This is a genomic window from Massilia antarctica, from assembly GCF_015689335.1.
Lineage (GTDB): Bacteria > Pseudomonadota > Gammaproteobacteria > Burkholderiales > Burkholderiaceae_D > Telluria_A > Telluria_A antarctica.
Window position 1 is genome coordinate 6,781,690 of the sequence record NZ_CP065053.1, and the last position, 16,447, is coordinate 6,798,136.

At 64.7% G+C, this 16,447-nt stretch carries 15 protein-coding genes; 9 read left to right on the plus strand and 6 right to left on the minus strand.

All coding sequences use genetic code 11. From position 1 onward, the window contains the following. Window positions 1–5: 5 nt before the first annotated feature. Entirely contained in the window at window positions 6–323 is a 318-nt protein-coding gene (locus IV454_RS29775) for a hypothetical protein (RefSeq protein WP_206089238.1), read from the minus strand. A 393-nt stretch (window positions 324–716) separates the two neighbouring features. Here IV454_RS29775 and IV454_RS29780 point away from each other — a divergent pair, with 393 nt between their 5' ends. The 8 genes from IV454_RS29780 to IV454_RS29815 all read left to right on the plus strand — a co-directional run bounded on the left by IV454_RS29780 (window position 717) and on the right by IV454_RS29815 (window position 8,044). Then, complete coding sequence (locus IV454_RS29780; protein ID WP_206089239.1) at window positions 717–1,253, plus strand: PEP-CTERM sorting domain-containing protein; 537 nt, start codon at window positions 717–719, stop codon at window positions 1,251–1,253. Window position 1,254: 1 nt separating this feature from the next. After that, the gene (locus IV454_RS29785) at window positions 1,255–2,013 is read left to right on the plus strand and encodes a hypothetical protein (RefSeq protein WP_206089240.1); all 759 of its coding nucleotides are present in this window, start codon (window positions 1,255–1,257) and stop codon (window positions 2,011–2,013) included. Between the two features lie 27 nt (window positions 2,014–2,040). Further along, the gene (locus IV454_RS29790) at window positions 2,041–3,072 is read left to right on the plus strand and encodes a hypothetical protein (protein WP_206089241.1); all 1,032 of its coding nucleotides are present in this window, start codon (window positions 2,041–2,043) and stop codon (window positions 3,070–3,072) included. Window positions 3,073–3,075: 3 nt separating this feature from the next. Then, complete coding sequence (locus tag IV454_RS29795; protein ID WP_206089242.1) at window positions 3,076–4,149, plus strand: MauE/DoxX family redox-associated membrane protein; 1,074 nt, start codon at window positions 3,076–3,078, stop codon at window positions 4,147–4,149. A 126-nt stretch (window positions 4,150–4,275) separates the two neighbouring features. Next, window positions 4,276–4,488 (plus strand): hypothetical protein, encoded by a 213-nt coding sequence (locus tag IV454_RS29800; protein WP_054263454.1) that lies wholly within the window; start codon window positions 4,276–4,278, stop codon window positions 4,486–4,488. Window positions 4,489–4,580: 92 nt separating this feature from the next. Then, window positions 4,581–5,588: a sulfate ABC transporter substrate-binding protein gene (locus tag IV454_RS29805; protein ID WP_282961390.1), complete on the plus strand. Its 1,008-nt coding sequence runs from the start codon at window positions 4,581–4,583 to the stop codon at window positions 5,586–5,588. 405 nt (window positions 5,589–5,993) lie between these two features. Then, window positions 5,994–6,878 (plus strand): dienelactone hydrolase family protein, encoded by an 885-nt coding sequence (locus IV454_RS29810; RefSeq protein ID WP_206089243.1) that lies wholly within the window; start codon window positions 5,994–5,996, stop codon window positions 6,876–6,878. A 125-nt stretch (window positions 6,879–7,003) separates the two neighbouring features. Next, the gene (locus IV454_RS29815; protein ID WP_206089244.1) at window positions 7,004–8,044 is read left to right on the plus strand and encodes an SDR family oxidoreductase; all 1,041 of its coding nucleotides are present in this window, start codon (window positions 7,004–7,006) and stop codon (window positions 8,042–8,044) included. Here the strand turns inward: IV454_RS29815 and IV454_RS29820 are convergent. The 4 genes from IV454_RS29820 to IV454_RS29835 form a co-directional block, all read right to left on the minus strand. Continuing rightward, a complete protein-coding gene (locus IV454_RS29820) occupies window positions 7,979–8,416 on the minus strand; it encodes a hypothetical protein (protein WP_206089245.1) in 438 nt (145 codons plus the stop codon). The two genes, IV454_RS29815 and IV454_RS29820, sit on opposite strands and share 66 nt — an antisense overlap. Window positions 8,417–8,605: 189 nt before the next feature. Further along, window positions 8,606–9,436, minus strand: coding sequence for a response regulator (locus tag IV454_RS29825; RefSeq protein WP_206089246.1), 831 nt, complete (start codon window positions 9,434–9,436; stop codon window positions 8,606–8,608). 9 nt (window positions 9,437–9,445) lie between these two features. Continuing rightward, window positions 9,446–11,749 carry a PAS domain-containing hybrid sensor histidine kinase/response regulator gene (locus tag IV454_RS29830; protein ID WP_307730197.1) on the minus strand — a complete coding sequence of 768 codons (2,304 nt, stop codon included), beginning with the start codon at window positions 11,747–11,749 and terminating at the stop codon, window positions 9,446–9,448. Next, complete coding sequence (locus tag IV454_RS29835) at window positions 11,746–12,480, minus strand: Crp/Fnr family transcriptional regulator (RefSeq protein ID WP_054263461.1); 735 nt, start codon at window positions 12,478–12,480, stop codon at window positions 11,746–11,748. The genes IV454_RS29830 and IV454_RS29835 overlap by 4 nt, the downstream gene beginning before the upstream one ends. A 196-nt stretch (window positions 12,481–12,676) precedes the next feature. On the opposite strand from IV454_RS29835, the gene IV454_RS29840 reads away from it, so the two are divergent. Then, the gene (locus IV454_RS29840) at window positions 12,677–15,520 is read left to right on the plus strand and encodes a bifunctional diguanylate cyclase/phosphodiesterase (protein WP_206089247.1); all 2,844 of its coding nucleotides are present in this window, start codon (window positions 12,677–12,679) and stop codon (window positions 15,518–15,520) included. Window positions 15,521–15,574: 54 nt separating this feature from the next. Here IV454_RS29840 and IV454_RS29845 read toward each other — a convergent pair whose 3' ends face one another. Then, window positions 15,575–16,384 carry a porin gene (locus IV454_RS29845; protein WP_206089248.1) on the minus strand — a complete coding sequence of 270 codons (810 nt, stop codon included), beginning with the start codon at window positions 16,382–16,384 and terminating at the stop codon, window positions 15,575–15,577. Window positions 16,385–16,447 lie beyond the last annotated feature (63 nt).

Sequence of the window (16,447 nt, forward strand, 5' to 3'; positions counted from 1 at the left end):
CGATTTCAATGGGCCGGCGAGGAAGGCTCCTCCTCCGCTGCTTTGCGTTCGGGGAAATAGCGCCAGTAAAAGGCGTGCGGATGCAGGCCGAATTCCTTCTCCAGCTCCTTGCAGACGATGGTTTCGGCCAGGTACAGCGCCTTCAGATTGGTGGTCCGGCTGACCGTCACGTACACGCGCAAGGTCTTGGTCGAGCTGGAGTTATGCAACTCGAGAGCGGTAACGTCGAGTTCCATGCTTTTCAACTTGTTTCTGACGTAGCGCGCCACGTCTTTCCGCACGGCGTTGTACAGCGCAGAATTCACCGCCTTTGGGTCAGGCATGAATAGAACCCCAATCAATGAACGAGCGCCACAGGCTCCCGCGGGCACTGCTGACGACACACAAAACCGGTTTTACCTGGTCCACCGGGCATGGACGTAACAATCAATATGATACGTCAGATCATATTGCGTAACAGCCAGCTTGCGCGCAGTATCGCCGCCACTTGCACAGTAGTCAATCAAATTGTTGCTTTACGCCAAATATTTTACGTGGCGCGGCCCAAGCGGCGCCTTGTTGAGCGCACGCAAACGATCCGGTTAAGCGGAGTCAAGCGCCAGCGCGAGGCGGGGTAAGGCAATCCGGACGGATGGAGGTGAATCAAACCCGGCGATGGAACTTTCTTACAAAATCGGCAAAACAGCAGCGCCCTCATCCTTTCCCCGGAGATCCCTGTGCGATTGAACCGATGTGCCACCCTCCTCTGCGCGCCGGCCCTGTTCTGGTCCGCGCCCGCGCCAGCCTCGCTGCTGAGCATGACACCAACCGTCCAGACCATCACCCTTGCGCCCGGATCGGCCTGGGATGCCATGGGTACCATCACCAACCTGAGCGGCTTCGACCTGCTCAGCTCGGAGATATTTCTCGAGTTCAGCGCTTACCCGCACACGGTGCTGGCGCCGCAGCAGCGCCTGGGCGGGATTGAATTCACCATCGGCGACCGGACGGTGTCCGGCTTGGCCGAGCTGTTCCACGTCGACATCGCGCCCGATGCCGTGCGCGGCTTGGCCTGGTCCATGGACGTGTTCGCGGCCGACGTGCATGGCAACTTCAGCGACCCGACCACCTTTTCCTTCCTCATCGACGGGCCCGCGGTCGTGGTGCCGGAACCATCCACCTTACCGCTCCTGGCCGCCGGGCTCGCCGCGCTGCTGGCGGGCGCGGGCCTGGCACGGCAGCGCGCGCTTCATCCCGACAGCGCAGGAGACTGACATGGCCAAGCTTGCAGCCGTTACCAAGGTGGTGCTGGGCGAGCCGGGGATCGAGCATGTTGACGGAGAAGTGTTCCTCAATCTGCACATCATGAACGTGGGCGAGGCGCCGCTGGCCAATCTGCACATCGGCGCGATGACCTTCGGCAGCGCGCAACGCAGCAGCCCGCCGGGATTTCCCATCGTGATCGATCTGATCGGCGCCAGTTCCACCGGCCACGTGACCGCGCGTTTTTCCAGCGCGGCGCTGAGCGTGGGCGCCAAATACCTGTTCACGCTCAGCGGAACCTACACGGTCGACGGTGTCGCGTATGGGCTGAGCCTGAACCGCTTCATCCGCCTGCCTGCCGCCACGGCGGCCACCCTGGCCGGCTTCAAGGCGCGGGTGGAATCGTCCTCCCAGGGCCACTACTGGAACTACACCCTCTTCAACGACGAGAGCGCCGCCAGCCGCAGGTCGGTCGCCACCTTCTCCCTGTCGATCGGCGCGCCGGTGGCCGTAACCGGCATCCCCGCCGGCTGGGCGGTGGAAACCGACGGCCAGACCTTTGTTCTGTGGTACGCCGCCGACGATGCGCCGCCCTATCCGCATCAGCTCGCCCCCGGACAATCCCTGTCCGGATTTCAATTGATGAGCGCCAGAACGCGGTCGGAAGCCAGCCCGGCCGCGCTGACCTCCTGGAACCAAGCCAGGGACGAGGCCGGACCCGTCGTCAGCGATTACGTGATGACGCCGTACCGGCTTACCGGAACCCATTGAAATACATGTATGACGCGGGAGGGAAGTATGGATGCCACTCGTTCGGCCAGGTCGGCACTGGCGCTCGCGCTGCGCCGCTGGGTGCGCGCCGGGAAGCAGGCCGCGCCGGCCAGCCCTGCCGGGGATGACACCGGCTTCGACCGTTTTGCGCGATCGCTGGGCAGCCAGGTCGGGCGCCGCGACGTGCTGAAAGTGGCACTGTCCGGCGCGGTTTCGGCGCTGCTCGGCAGTGTCGGCATGAAGCAGGCATGGGCTACCGCCAACTGCCTGTGCGGACGCCATCTGTACGACGTGGCGACCCAATGCTGCACGCCGACCGGGGTGCGGCCCAAGCACCCGTTGGCGGACCTGGCGTCGTGCCCGGAGCGGGTGACGCACCCGGGCTACGTCTGCCGTCCGAACGGCTGCGGCGCCGCCGGCGGGCAAGCCTTCCCGGCGTCGTTCGGCGCGGCGCGCTTTGGCGCCTGCTGCGACGGACACGACTGCTGCTGGGGCAACTGCAACGGCAGCCGGGCACATTGCGACGGCAATTTCCATGACTGCCTGCGCGGCGCCTGCGACGCGGCTTATCCGCCGCTCCTCAATGCGCTCGGGCTGGACAGCAACCGGATCCGCCGTTCCTCGTGCCACGCCACGGCGCGCGCTTACTTTGAAGGCGTCGAGACCGATACCTGGGGCACGCCGGCCTACGTCGCGGCGCAACAGGCGGCCTGCGACTGCTGCGGCACCCAAACCTGCAAGACCTGCCCCGGCGGCACCTGCGAAGCCTTGCCAAGCTGCGAGGATCCCGGCTGCGTGTGCTTCCAGACCATCGAGGGCAGGGGATTTTGCCATCATCCACAACTATGCGCGGGCTTGTCGGACTGCACCTCCAGCGCCGCCTGCCCTCCCGGATGGGCCTGCGTCAGTGTCACTTGCTGCGGCAGCAAGCCGGTGTGCATCCAGCCCTGCGTCGTCATCGGCGGCGCCCGCGTCTCGCCATTTGCCATGGCGCCAGCGGCCGCGGGCCCGACCACCGCCCGCAGCGCCACGCACATTCCAGCCACTGACCGGAGATAATCGATGGGTATCCTGTTCGTCGTATGCGGCATCACCGTCGTGCTGGTCATGACCCTGGCCGGCGTCTCGAAGTTCGGCCGCGCTCGCGAGACCGCCGACACAATGCGCGCGTTCGGATTGCCGGCGCGCCTGGCACAGTGGGCCGCTCCCGTGCTGCCTGCGGCGGAACTCGGCATCGCCGGGTGCCTGCTCGCGCCGGGCACCGCGTGGGCAGGCGCACTGGCGGCAACCCTGTTCATGGCATTAGTGACCATGCTGGTGACGGCCGCGCTGCTGCAAAACAAACATCCCAGCTGCAACTGCTTCGGACAGATGCGGGCCGCGCCGGTCGGCTGGGGCGTCGCCCTGCGCAGCCTGCTGCTGACCCTGTGCGCCGCTTACCTGTTGTGGGACGGGGGCGCACGGCTCGATCAAGGGCTGCTGGCCGACACCGGCAAGGTGGCGGCGACCTTTGGCGCGGCCGTGCTGGCGTCGCTGGCCGTGGCGGGCATCGTTGCGCTGCAGGGCTGGCTGTCGCTGAACCTGGTGCGCCAGCAAGGGCGGCTGCTCCTGAAAATCGATAACCTGGAGCAGCGCCTGGCCGCGGCCGGCATCCCGGAAAGCCCGTCCGCGCCGCTGGCGGGTCCCCTGCCCGGCAGCAGCGCGCCCGCGTTCAGCGCCGTCACCCTGGCCGGAGCGCAGGTCGCCTCAACGACGCTGTTCGGCCACGGCAAACCGGCCTTGCTTTTATTCGTCGGCGCCGACTGCGCCCCGTGCAAGGATCTGCTGACCGACCTGCTGGCATGGCGCGGCGCGCACCAGCCCCAGGACAGGCTCGTGACAGTGACCAGCGGGACGGCCCAGGCCAACCGTGACAAACTCGGCGGCCTGATCGGCGGCGATGCGCTGCTGCAGGAAGAACGGGAAATCAACGCCCTGTTCGGGGTGGTGGCGACCCCGAGCGCCTTGCTGCTCCACGGCGACGGCAGCATCGCCGCGCCGATGGCCATCGGCAAGGACCAGATCATGGCACTGGTCCAGGGCCCCTGCGCGCGCGCAGCAAGCGGACTGCGGCGGCCACACATCGCCTATTCCTGACGGCAAATGGGACCGATGCCGCAAAACGACAAACAACTGTTTATTTATACAGTACCTGTGAATTCATACAGTAGTTATGCTATTCTTGAATCACTCGATCAACGCAAACCCACGAAGGATTTTGTCATGACTCCACTGAACGGTAACTTCGGCCTCGAATACGCTCCAACCCCATTCCTGATGCGCCTCGGCCGCCGCGAAGTACTGGTGACGCGCGATTTCCGCAAGCGCTTCTACCCGGTCAATCCCATCATCGAATGCGACACCGGGGTCGAGCCAGGCCATGTGGAAGTGCTGCTGATGCGCCGCTGGCTGCTGATCCTCTCCAAGGCGCATTAAACGCATATGCAAAGCTGATTTAATTCGTGTTCTTTCCGGTGGGGGGCATCTATGCTGTTTTTTCCCCGAACTTGCCACCGAGAGAGCTCACCATGCTGTTAAGAAAAATAAGCCAGGCCCTGATCGCACTGACCCTGCTGTCACAAGCTGCCATCGCCGCTGACGTTACCTTGCTCAATGTGTCGTACGATCCAACCCGCGAGCTGTACCAGGACGTCAATACCGCGTTTGCCAAGCAATGGAAAGCCAAGACGGGCGATAACGTGTCGGTCAAGCAGTCGCACGGCGGTTCGGGCAAGCAAGCCCGCGCGGTGATCGACGGGCTGGAAGCGGACGTGGTCACGCTCGGACTCGCCTACGATATCGACGCCATCGCCGAGCGCGGCAGCATATCGGCCCAGTGGCAAAAGCGCTTGCAGCACAACAGCACGGCCTACACTTCGACGATCGTGCTTTTGGTACGCAAAGGCAATCCGAAAGGCATCAAGGATTGGAACGACCTGGTCAAGCCCGGGGTCGCCGTGATCACGCCGAACCCCAAGACCTCGGGCGGGGCGCGCTGGAACCATTTGGCGGCCTGGGGCTACGCCCTGCGCCAGCCGGGCGCCACCGAAGCGACGGCCAAGGAATTCATCAGCAAGCTGTACAAGAACGTGCCGGTACTCGATTCCGGCGCGCGCGGTGCGACCACGACGTTTGTGGAACGCGGCATCGGTGACGTGCTGATCGCGTGGGAAAACGAAGCGCTGCTGGCGATCAAGGAACTCGGCCCGGACAAGGTCGACCTTATTGCACCATCGGTCAGCATTCTTGCGGAGCCGCCGGTGTCCGTGGTCGACAAGGTGGTCGACAAGCGCGGCACGCGCAAGGTGGCGGAAGCCTATCTGCAATTCCTGTACACCGATGAAGGCCAGGAAATCGCGGCCAAGAACTACTACCGCCCGGTGGTGCCGAAGATCGCCGCCAAATACGCCGCGCAGTTCCCCAAGGTCAAGCTGTTCACCATTGACGAAGTTGCCGGCGGCTGGGCCAAGGCCCAGAAGGCCCACTTCGCCGATGGCGGCGTATTCGACCAGGTTTACCTGACCGGCAAAAAATAAGCAAGCAGCCCGTTTGGGCAACCGTTAAACCGCGCCGCCGTCGCCCCCGCTGGGTCCATGCTGGCGCGAAGGGTGATGCTTGCGCGGAAAGGGTCCGCTTCTTGCGAGGCGGGGACACATCGCCACGCACCCGCTGCCTGCATGACGTCAGCCTCTTGCGAGACGTCAGCCCCTTGCGAGACGTCGGCTCCGTGCCATGCGGCGGCATATTGCGATGCGATGAATCTGCGCGTGGCGAGCGCGCTTTCCGCGTGCCCGCAACGGTCGCCCGTCCCTCCTCCTCGGCCCTTCGGCACCTCTGTTTCATCGCACGCTCCCAGACGGCATCGAGCCCTTAACCGGGGTATGATCGGATCGCCAAGGAACTCTTCCCGGCTACACCGCAACTACGAGGAGACGTCAACGATGACACGCATGACCGCTAAAGATTTCGATCCCGAAGTGCTGAAGTTATTCGACCAGTATGTACACGGCCAGCTCGACCGCCGCGGCTTCCTGTCGCAGGCCGGCCGCTACGCGGTGGGTGGCGCCACGGCGGCCGGCATGCTGACTGCGCTCTCCCCCAGTTTCGCGGCTCCGGTCGTGCCTCCCACCGACCCGCGCATCAAGGCCACCTACGTCGAGTATCCCTCGCCCCAGGGCTACGGCAAGCTGCGCGGCTACCTGGTGCAGCCGGCCGAGGCCAAAGGCAAGCTCCCGGCCGTGCTGGTCGTGCACGAAAACCGCGGCCTCAACCCCCACATCGAAGACATCGCCCGCCGCGTCGCCCTTGAAAACTACATCGCCTTCGCTCCCGACGCCCTGTTCCCGCTCGGCGGCTATCCCGGCGACGAAGACAGGGCGCGCGAACTGTTCGGCAAACTCGACCAGACCAAGACGCGCGCCGATTTCGTCGAAGCCGCCGCCATCCTCAAGGCCCTGCCCAACGGCAGCGGCAAGGTCGGCGTGGTCGGCTTCTGCTACGGCGGCGGCGTCGCCAACTACCTGCCCACCGTGGTCAAGCATCTGGCCGCCTCGGTCGCGTTCTATGGCGCCCAGCCGCCCGCCGCCGAAGTGGCCAGGATCAAGACGCCGCTGCTGATCCACGACGCCGGAAAGGACGAGCGCATCCTGGCCGGCTGGCCTGCGTACGAAGCGGCGCTCAAGGCCAACAAGGTCGACTACCAGCACTACGTGTACCCAGGCGTGGAACACGGCTTCAACAACGACACCACCCCGCGCTACGATGAAGCGGCCGCCAAACTGGCCTGGCAGCGCAGCATGGATTTCTTCAAAAAACACCTGGGCTGACCGGCCTTCGTCCCCGCCAGCGCATGGCGGGGATGATTCCCCTGCGCCGAAACAGCGGCGGCGGCGAACCAAACACCGTCCCGCGCTGTCTGTCCTTTGTGAGCTTATTCACGAAAGGATGCCCGGTGAAACCCCGACTCAAACCTATCAAGGACCAGGTGATCGTGATCACCGGCGCCACCAGCGGCATCGGCCTGACCACCGCGCGCATGGCCGCCGACGAGGGCGCCAGCCTGGTGCTGGCCGCGCGCGGGCGCGATGCCCTCGACCAGCTGGCCGGCGAACTGCGCCTGCATGGCGCCAGGGTGGTCGCCGTCACCGCCGACGTGGGCTTGCCGCACGATGTGGCGCGCATCGGCCACGCCGCGATCGAGCGCTTCGGCCGCATCGATACCTGGATCAACAATGCCGGCGTGGCGATTTTCGGCAAGCTGGAAGATGTCTCGCTGCAAGACCATCAACGCCTGTTCCAGACCAATTTCTGGGGCGTGGTGCACGGCTCGCTCGAAGCGCTCAAGCACATGAAGACGTGCGGCGGCGCCCTGATCAACCTGGGCAGCGAAGTGTCGGACGTGGCGCTGCCGCTGCAGGGGATGTACTCGGCATCGAAGCACGCGGTCAAGGGCTTCACGGATGCGCTGCGGGTCGAGCTGGCGCACGACGGCGCACCGGTATCGGTCACCCTGATCAAGCCGGCGGCGGTCGATACCCTGTTCACGGTGCACGCAAAAAACTATATGGACAGGGAAGCGGCACTGCCCCCGCCCATCTACGCGCCCGAACTGGTGGCGCAAGCCATCCTGTACGCGGCCCGCCATCCGCGCCGCGATGTGTACGTGGGTGCCGCGTCCAGGCTGATGTCGCTCGGCGGCTTTCACTTGCCGTCGTTAATGGACCGCACCATGCGGCACATACTGTTTCGCAAGCAGATGCGCGAGGCTTGCGCCGCCCGCATCGCGCAGCGCCGCGATGCCCTGCACGCACCCGATCCGGCCAATGCCATGCGCGAACGCCAGGGCATGGGCATGGTGGCGCGGGTGGCCGAATCGAGCACTTACACGGCGCTGTCGATGCGCACCCGGCCCTTGCTCGGCGCGCTGTTAGGGGTGGGCGCCCTTTTTGCCGCCTGGCGCCTGGCCCGGCGGCGCACTGGCCATGAATTCTAGATCGTCCTCGTCGAGCGGCACCGAGGGAATCGATTCGATATGGTCGACGTCGATGTCGGCGCCGTCGCGCACGGTGGTATCGCGCCCGGCGGCGGCGCGCTCGCCGGTGCCGCTGGCATCGGTATCGCTGTCGAGGTCGGGGTCGCCGACGTCGGGGCCAGCGCCGCCGGCCGTGCCCGTTTCAAGGTCGGAGGTGGTGCCGCTGCCGAGGTCCAGCACGTCGTCGCGCGCCAGGCCCGATGCGCCGACCAGGTCGCTGCCGCTGTCGGACGAATCGCTGGGGCCGAGTGCGCCAGTGCCGTGTCCGGAGCCGAGCTTGCGGTCCGGGGTTTCAGGGAAGTTATCTGGGTCGAGCGTGCTGGTGCCTGTCATGGTGCCTCCGGAAATGATGGGGTGCTGTGTGGTGACAGCGTACCCAAAATCGGCGGATGGTGTCGCACGGACAAGGTTGATAGATTGTGTCCGAGGCTGCGGAGCGAACCTGGGGGAAACGCATGCGTTCCCCGCCGAGTGCCGCCTTGGCGCGTGGGGCGACGGAGCGATAGCGAGTGGCCTCGCAGCTCAGGCCGGCGTTGCCGTCGGTGGCCGCCAGTTCATGCGCTCGGTAATGTCCATGCCGATCCCGCGATAGCCCGTGAACCGGCTCGACGAATCGAACATCGGCTCGCCGCTCACCTGCAGGTATTGCACCTTGCCATCGGCGCGGGTGCGCGTGAAGATGAAATCAAGGAAAGGCGTACGGCTGGCGATATTCTCCTTCAGCTCGGCGCGCTCGTCCGGGTTCCAGCCGCCGTCGCCATCGCTGTCGGCGCCGATGCCCAGCATCTCGCTGACGGGACCGGAAAAGCGGGTCAGCTGGCCCTGCGCATCCTGCTCCCAGTACCAGTCCGACGACAGCTCGGTGAAGCGCTGGAAACGCGCTTCGCTGGCGCGCAGCTCGGCGGTGCGCTCGGCCACCGTCTGTTCGAGCTGGCGGTTGTAATCGGCCAGGCGGCGGTACAGCAGGCGCACTTCCAGCATGTTGTGAATGCGCGTCTGCACCTCGACCAGGTCGAAGGGCTTGCTGACGAAATCCTTGGCGCCGGCCTTGAGCGCGCGCAGCTTGTGCCCGGGCTGGGCGGTAATCACCAGCACCGGCAGGTAGCCGCCCTGCTCGATCAGCTTGAGTCCTTCGATCACTTCGAACCCGTCCATCTCCGGCATCTGCAAGTCGAGCAGGATCAGGTCGTAGCTGTGTTCGGCGTGCGCGGCGCACACGGTGCGCGGATCCTGAGTCGTGGAAATGTTAACGTAACCCGCGTTACGCAACATTTGTTCAAGCAGCATCACGTTCGCTTCCTGATCATCGACGATCAGGATGTTGCCGCTCAGGATTTCAGAAGGGTCAAGCATGTCGTTCTTTCAAAATGGTGCATTGGTGCCGGAGTCGACAGGTTCGGCCAGGCCGTGTTCGGCCGCGTGCTGGATGGCGAGGTCGAGCGCATCCATGAATTCGCGCACGCGGATTGGCTTGGTGAGATAGCGGAAAAATCCCGCTTCCAAGCCCTTTTCTATGTCGCGCGGCATGGCGTTGGCGGACAGCGCCACCACCGGTATGTGCGCGGTGCTACGGTCTTCGCGCAGGATCTTGAGCGCGCCATAGCCGCTCATGCCAGGCAGGTTGATGTCCATCAGGATCACGTCGGGCTTGCAGGCGCGCGCCATTTCGACGCCGTGGTAGCCGTCGACGGCGGTGAGCAATTGCAGGTCGCCGCGGCGTTCCATCAATTGTTCGACCAGCGCCAGGTTGGCCGGATTGTCTTCCACGTACAGCAAGGTCGGCTGCCTGCCGCTGTTGCGCGCCGCCTGGCGCCGTTCGCGCGCCAGGTCGTCTTCGTGCTCGAGCGCCAGGGCTGGTTCGGCGGCGCCGGCAAATTCGACCCAGAACACGGTGCCGGAACCGACCGTGCTGGTGACGCCGATGCGGCCATCCATCAGCTCGACCAGGCGCTTGGTGACCACCAGGCCGATGCCGGTGCCCTCCTCGGCACTGTTTTCCTGGCCCAGGCGGTTAAACGGCTGGAACAGCTGCGCCAGCTGCGTGGGCGCCAGGCCGGCGCCGGTATCTTCCACGCTCACGCGCACCCGGCCGTCGGCCACCAGATCGCAGGTCACGCTCACCGAGCCGCCTTCGCGGTTGTACTTGATCGCGTTCGACAGCAGGTTGATCATGACCTGTTTCACGCGGGTGCGGTCGGCATGGATGTAGAGCTGCTTGTCGACAATCGGGAAATGCAGGCCCAGATTGCGGGTGGCGGCCTGCGGGCCGATCATGCCCTGGCAATCGAGCAGCACATCGCCCAGGGACATCGATTCCTGCGACATCGTCACCTTGCCCGATTCGACCATGGCCAGGTCGAGGATTTCGTTGATCAGGCGCAGCAGATACCAGCCACCCTTGAGAATCTGGTCGATCGAGCGCTGCTGGTGCGGGGCCGGCGGCGGCACGTCCGACGCCATCAGCTGGGCAAAGCCGAGCACGGCGTTGAGCGGCGTGCGCAGTTCGTGGCTCATCGAGGACAGGAATTCGGACTTGGCGCGGTTGGCCTTGTCGGCCGTGGCGCGCGCGCTTTCCAGCTCGACATTGGTTTCCTGCAGCGCGTGCTCGAATTGCTTGCGCTCGGTCACGTCGCGCGCGGCGGCGAACACGCCCTGCAGCTTGCGGTCGCGGTCGTAGAAAGTGCTGGCACTGTAGGACACCACCGTCTGCGTGCCGTCGCGCGCCAGCGCGGTCAGCTCGTAATTGGTCACCTTGCCTTCGCGCAGCACGCGCGTGACGGCTTCGTGCGCCCGTTCCGGCTCGGAAAAATAGCTTTTGAATGGCGCGCCGATCAGTTCATCGCGGGTGCAGCCGGTCAGCGCTTCCATCTGCTGGTTGACGTCGCTGATGATGCCGCGCGGATCGGTGGCGATCAGGGCATCGGTATTCGATTCGATCAGCGAACGGGTGTAGAACTGCTGGTCGCGCAGGCGCTGGTCCAGCAGGGCTTGTTCTGCCTCGACCTGCTTGCGGGCGGTGTTGTCGCTGCCGATCAGCAGGTAGCCGATCACCCGGCCGGGCGGATCGCGCAGCGCGGTGACCGAGACCAGCGCCGGAAAGCGGGTGCCATCCTTGCGGATATAGGTCAGTTCGTAAATATCTTCGATGCCGCGCAGGGCCTTGTGGATCATCGATTCGAAGCCGGGGGCGATCGGTTCGCCCATTTCATGGCTCAGTTCGGCGGCGCGCGCTTCCAGTTCCTGGCGGTCGGAAATGTCGGCCGGGGTCATCTTGTCGACCACTTCGGCGGCGGCATAGCCCAGCATGCGCTCGGCGCCGACGTTGAAGATCTGGATCACGCCCTGGGCATCGGTGGCGATGCTGGAAAAATTGGCGCTGTTGAAAATTGCATCCTGCAGCGCGCCGGACTTGAGCAGCGGCACCGCGTGCAGCGCCCGGTCGGCCTCGGTGCGCTTGCTGATGGCGCGCTGCACCCGCACGAACAGCAGCGCCAGGAAAATGAGCAGCAGGATGATGCTGGCCTTGATCAGATTGACCGCGCCTTCCGAATCGACCGCGTAATTGAGGGCGATGCCGCCGACCAGCAGCAGCACCGCCAGGGTGGCGCCGAAGCCGATCACCATCAGGCGTTCAACCGAGGTGTTGTGCAGGAAGCCCGCGCTCATCCGATATTTCCCTGGCGGTGACGCACGTCCGACAGCAGGCGTCCGAATTCCTTCTTGACGACGGCGTAGCATTCGCACACATCGTCTTCCAGCCCGGCCCGGTCGAGCACGGTGATGTGCCCGCGCCGGTAACTGATGTAGCCGTAGCCCTGCAGGCGCCCGGCCGCTTCGGTCACGCCCTCGCGCCGCACGCCGAGCATGTTGGCGATCAATTCCTGGGTCATGGTCAGTTCATTCGACGGCAGGCGGTCCAGGGTCAGCAGCAGCCAGCGGCACAGTTGCTGCTCCACCGAATGGTGACGGTTGCACACCGCCGTTTGCGACATTTGCGTCAGCAAGGCCTGGGTATAGCGCAGCAGCAGGCGCATCACATGGCCGCCGCGGTTGAATTCTTCCATCAGGATCGCGGCCGGCAAGCGGTAGGCATGGCCGCGCGTCTGCACCACGGCGCGGCTGGGCGTGCTGTCGCCGCCCATGAAGACCGAGACGCCGAGCACGCCTTCATTGCCGACCCCGGCAATTTCGGACGAGCCGCCATTTTCCAGAAGATAATGAAGCGACACGATCGCGGTGGTGGGAAAGTATAAATGGTGCAACTTGTCGCCGGATTCCGACAACACGTCGCCAAGCAGCAGGGGAAGCAGTTCGAGGTGCGGGGCAAGACGGTCGAATTCGGCGTCGAGAAGCGCTGCCAACAAATGATTCTGGTTAGGGTCGTGCTTACTGGACATGGGAGACAGCCTATTCTTCCAGTGAATGGTGCGTTGAGTTAGTCCGACAGAATATCATGCACTCATTCCGCCACGCAATATAAGGCATACGGCACCTGCCCGTCCGTACGCAAGCGCACATACAAACTGCTCGGCTTTGGAGTATGCTGTACATACATCGAGCAAGGGCCGGATGCGCCCCGCGGGAGATTCGCTGATGAGAAATTTTTTGCGCCAAGTGCGCATTTCGGTCTCGGTGTCGGCACTCCTGGCGCTGCTGCTCGGCCTGGCCCTGACGGCGCTGCTGTTCGTCTCGGTGCGCGGGGTCGAATCGCAGGCCCGCGCCGACCAGTTCAAGCGGGAAGCCACCCTGCGCATCAATGCCGTCTCCGGCGGCTTGTCGGACGCCATCGAGCAACTGATGGTGGTCAACCAGCTGTTCAATACGGTCGGCGTGGTCAGCCGGGAACAATTTCACAGCTTTACCGCGCCCTTGCTGGCGCGCTATCCCGAATTGCAGGCGCTCAGCTTCCAGCGCGTGGTGAGCGACGCCGAGCGCCCCGCCTACGAAGCGCGGCAGCGCCGGCGCGTGCCCGACTTTGCCATCACCGAATTCATCAGCGAGCGCCACGAACCGGCCCAGAAGCGGCCGTACTACAACGTGGTCGAGTACATCGAACCGGTCGCCGGCAATGGCATCGCGCTCGGACTCGATACGGCCGCCCTGACCACCTATGGCGACGCCCGCTCGCGTTCGCGCCGCAACGGCCGGGTCACCGCCACCGGCCTGCTCTCGCTGGTGCAATACCGGGGATTTCATACAGGCTTTCTGGTCCTCGCGCCGGTCTACCAGCGCCAGGCTGCGCCGGATAGCGCCAGCCCCGGACAGCGCGCCGTGATCGGCGAAACCGCCGCCGTGTTCCGGGTAGACCACCTGATCCATACCTTGCTCGACAACGCCAGGCTGCTCGACCAGCCCCGCATGTCGATCAATATCTACGCAGCGGGGGCGGCGCAGGCGGCGCAACTGGCGTTTTCCAACGGCAAGGCGCCACCCCCGGCCAGCAGCGCCTTGCTGCCCGGCTGGCTGCTGTACGACCATCCGGCCCCCGTCAACGCGCTCTTCCACGTGGCCCAGGAACCCTGGTTCATCGAGGTGACCGGGGAACCGCGCTCCATCATCGCCAGCCACGCCGGCTCCTGGTATGCGCTGCTGGGGGGCGTTTTCTCGAGCTTGCTGGCGGCGGGCTATGTTTACAGCCTGGTCTCGCGCCGTTCGACGATCGAGCGCGTCGCCAGCGAACGCACCGCGGCGCTGCAGTTCGCCAATTTGCGTCTGACCGAAGACCTGGCGCTGCGCAAGCGCACCGAAAAAGCCTTGCGCCTGCGTGAAAAGGTGATTGAAGTATCGGCCAACGCGGTCATCATCTGCAACGCGCAAGCGCCCGAGTATGCCGTCGAATACGTCAATCCCGCATTTGAAAAGCTGACCGGATTTTGCGCCGCCGAAGTGATCGGCAAGAGCCTCAAATCCTTGCAGGGCGACGGGCACGACCAGCAAAACATCGATGAAATCACCGCCGCCTTGCGCGAACAGCGCGAAGGCCATGCCGTGGTGCGCAGTTTCCGCAAGGATGGCAGCGGCTACTGGAACGACCTGTTCATCGCTCCGGTGCGCGACGACGCCGGCGCGATCAGCCACTTCGTGGTGGCCCAGTACGACATCAGCGCCGTGATGCGCTTCGAGGCCGAGCTGGAATACCAGGCCAATCACGACGTCCTGACCGGGCTGGCCAACCGCCATTTGCTGGCCGAACGGCTCTCCAGCGCCATTGCGCAGGCGCAGCGCGCGGGCACCGAACTGTGGGTCGTGTTCGTCGACCTGGACCGCTTCAAGTTCGTCAACGACACGCTCGGCCATGAAGCCGGCGACGCCATGCTGCGCGTGCTTGGCGGGCGCATCAAGGGCGCCGTGGACGATGGCGACACGGTCTCACGCATGGGCGGCGACGAATTCGTGCTGGTCTTGCCGGGCCGTCCCGGCGACGGCGACGGCCTGCGCGTGCTCCAGCGCATCATGGATGCGGTGGCCGAGCCGCTGCGGATCCAGGCGCACGAGTTTTTCGTCACCTGCAGCATGGGCGTGGCGGTGTATCCGGCCGACGGCGACAATGCCGACACCCTGACCAAGCATGCCGACATCGCCATGTACCGGGCCAAGGAAATGGGACGCAATACCTACCAGTTCTATTGCCCCGAAATGAATGCGCGCACCCTGGAGCGCCTGCAGATCGAGGCCGACCTGCGCCACGCGCTCGAACGCAACGAACTGGTGCTGCACTACCAGCCGCAGATCGACGTCGGCAGCGGCGCCATCGTCGGCATGGAAGCGCTGCTGCGCTGGGAGCATCCGGTGCTGGGCACGGTCTCGCCGCTGCGCTTCATCGCCCTGGCCGAGGAAATGGGCCTGATCATCCCGATCGGCGCGTGGGTGATCCGTACCGCCTGCCTGCAGAACATGGCTTGGCAAAAGGCCGGGATGGCGCAGCTGCGCATGGCCGTCAATTTGTCGGCGCGCCAGTTCACCGGCAAGGATCTGCTGCAATCGGTGGGCGACGCCCTTGAAGAAAGCGGCCTGGAGGCGCGCTTTCTGGAGCTGGAATTGACCGAAAGCATGGTCATGAGCGATGTCGAGAACACCATCACCATCTTGCGCATGCTCAAGCAACTGGGCGTGCATCTGGCCATCGACGATTTCGGCACCGGTTACTCCAGCCTGTCGTATCTGAGCCGCTTCCCGCTCGACGTGCTCAAGATCGACCAGTCCTTCGTGCGCGACATTGCGGTGGGGGCCGACGCGGCGGCGATCGTGGTGTCGATCATTTCGCTGGCGCACAGCCTGCGCCTGAAAGTCATTGCCGAAGGGGTGGAGACCGCCGCCCAGCTCGCCTTCCTGCGCGAGCACGGCTGCGATGAAGTGCAGGGGTATTTCTTCAGCCGCCCGGTGGGTGCGCTGGAATTCGAAAGCCTGATGGCGCACGCGACGTGCACAATGGACTGACGCGCCCGGAGGTGGGCGCGCTGGCCCACCGCCTGTCATCGAGCCTGTATCGGCTCAGAATGAGTGGCGCATGCCGATATTGAGGGCCGACCAGCCTTTGCCGCCGTCGGGCGCCGACATGGCCGTGTAGCCGGGGCCGGTACGCTGCTTCACCAGCGAAAAGGCGGTATAGAAATCGGTGCGGCGCGAGAGTTGGTAGGTGGCGCCGAAAGCGAGCATGTCGACATCGCGGTTGGCGAGGTCGCGGTCGTTCCTGCGCACGAAGGACACCAGGTAGGTCATGGCGCGCACCGGCACGGCAATGCCGACCAGGACGTCGCGGCTGTCGGTCGAGGGCGTGCTGGCCATGGCGGCGCCGTACGGGTTGTCCGGATTCCACAACGGCGAGGCACCCCAGCCGCGGTTGGCGCTGTAGGCGGCGTACGCTTTCATATTGCCCAGGTCGACATTGGCGGCGACGATGGAATTCTTGGCATCCATGCGGTTGCCGAGCGAGGTTGCCGGTGCCACCTTGGCAACGCTCTTGTTCTGGTGCGCCAGGCGCAGGGTGACAGGGCCGCCCGAAATTCCGACCGACAAGCCCCAGGCGCGGTTGGTTTGGCGGTCGCGCTCGAAGTTGCTGAGGGCAAAGCGGCGCGGTTCCGTCATGTCCTGCAAGCCCATGCGCTTGCCGGGATAGCCGAACACCTTGGTGGCTGTCTCGGGGGTATCGGAGTCGAACAGATCGCTGACATCGACGAGCGCCAGTCCATGCTTCGCATCCGCCGGGGCCAGCACGGCCCGATAGACGGACGTTTGCGTCTGGGCATGCGCGCCGGCGACGCAGGCGCACAAGGCAAGAAGGGCAAAAGAAGATGGTTTCATGATGGTACTCCGTACGATTAATTCTACGCTAATTACGTTATCCTCCAACCGGAAAATTTGTTC

Coding starts and splice junctions, on each gene's coding strand:
- IV454_RS29840 (WP_206089247.1), top strand. CDS start 12,677: ATGAGAAATTTTTTGCGCCAAGTGCGCATTTCGGTCTCGGTGTCGGCA.
- IV454_RS29805 (WP_282961390.1), top strand. CDS start 4,581: ATGCTGTTAAGAAAAATAAGCCAGGCCCTGATCGCACTGACCCTGCTG.
- IV454_RS29830 (WP_307730197.1), bottom strand. CDS start 11,749: ATGAGCGCGGGCTTCCTGCACAACACCTCGGTTGAACGCCTGATGGTG.
- IV454_RS29800 (WP_054263454.1), top strand. CDS start 4,276: ATGACTCCACTGAACGGTAACTTCGGCCTCGAATACGCTCCAACCCCA.
- IV454_RS29820 (WP_206089245.1), bottom strand. CDS start 8,416: ATGACAGGCACCAGCACGCTCGACCCAGATAACTTCCCTGAAACCCCG.
- IV454_RS29785 (WP_206089240.1), top strand. CDS start 1,255: ATGGCCAAGCTTGCAGCCGTTACCAAGGTGGTGCTGGGCGAGCCGGGG.
- IV454_RS29790 (WP_206089241.1), top strand. CDS start 2,041: ATGGATGCCACTCGTTCGGCCAGGTCGGCACTGGCGCTCGCGCTGCGC.
- IV454_RS29825 (WP_206089246.1), bottom strand. CDS start 9,436: ATGCTTGACCCTTCTGAAATCCTGAGCGGCAACATCCTGATCGTCGAT.
- IV454_RS29810 (WP_206089243.1), top strand. CDS start 5,994: ATGACACGCATGACCGCTAAAGATTTCGATCCCGAAGTGCTGAAGTTA.
- IV454_RS29795 (WP_206089242.1), top strand. CDS start 3,076: ATGGGTATCCTGTTCGTCGTATGCGGCATCACCGTCGTGCTGGTCATG.
- IV454_RS29845 (WP_206089248.1), bottom strand. CDS start 16,384: ATGAAACCATCTTCTTTTGCCCTTCTTGCCTTGTGCGCCTGCGTCGCC.
- IV454_RS29775 (WP_206089238.1), bottom strand. CDS start 323: ATGCCTGACCCAAAGGCGGTGAATTCTGCGCTGTACAACGCCGTGCGG.
- IV454_RS29835 (WP_054263461.1), bottom strand. CDS start 12,480: ATGTCCAGTAAGCACGACCCTAACCAGAATCATTTGTTGGCAGCGCTT.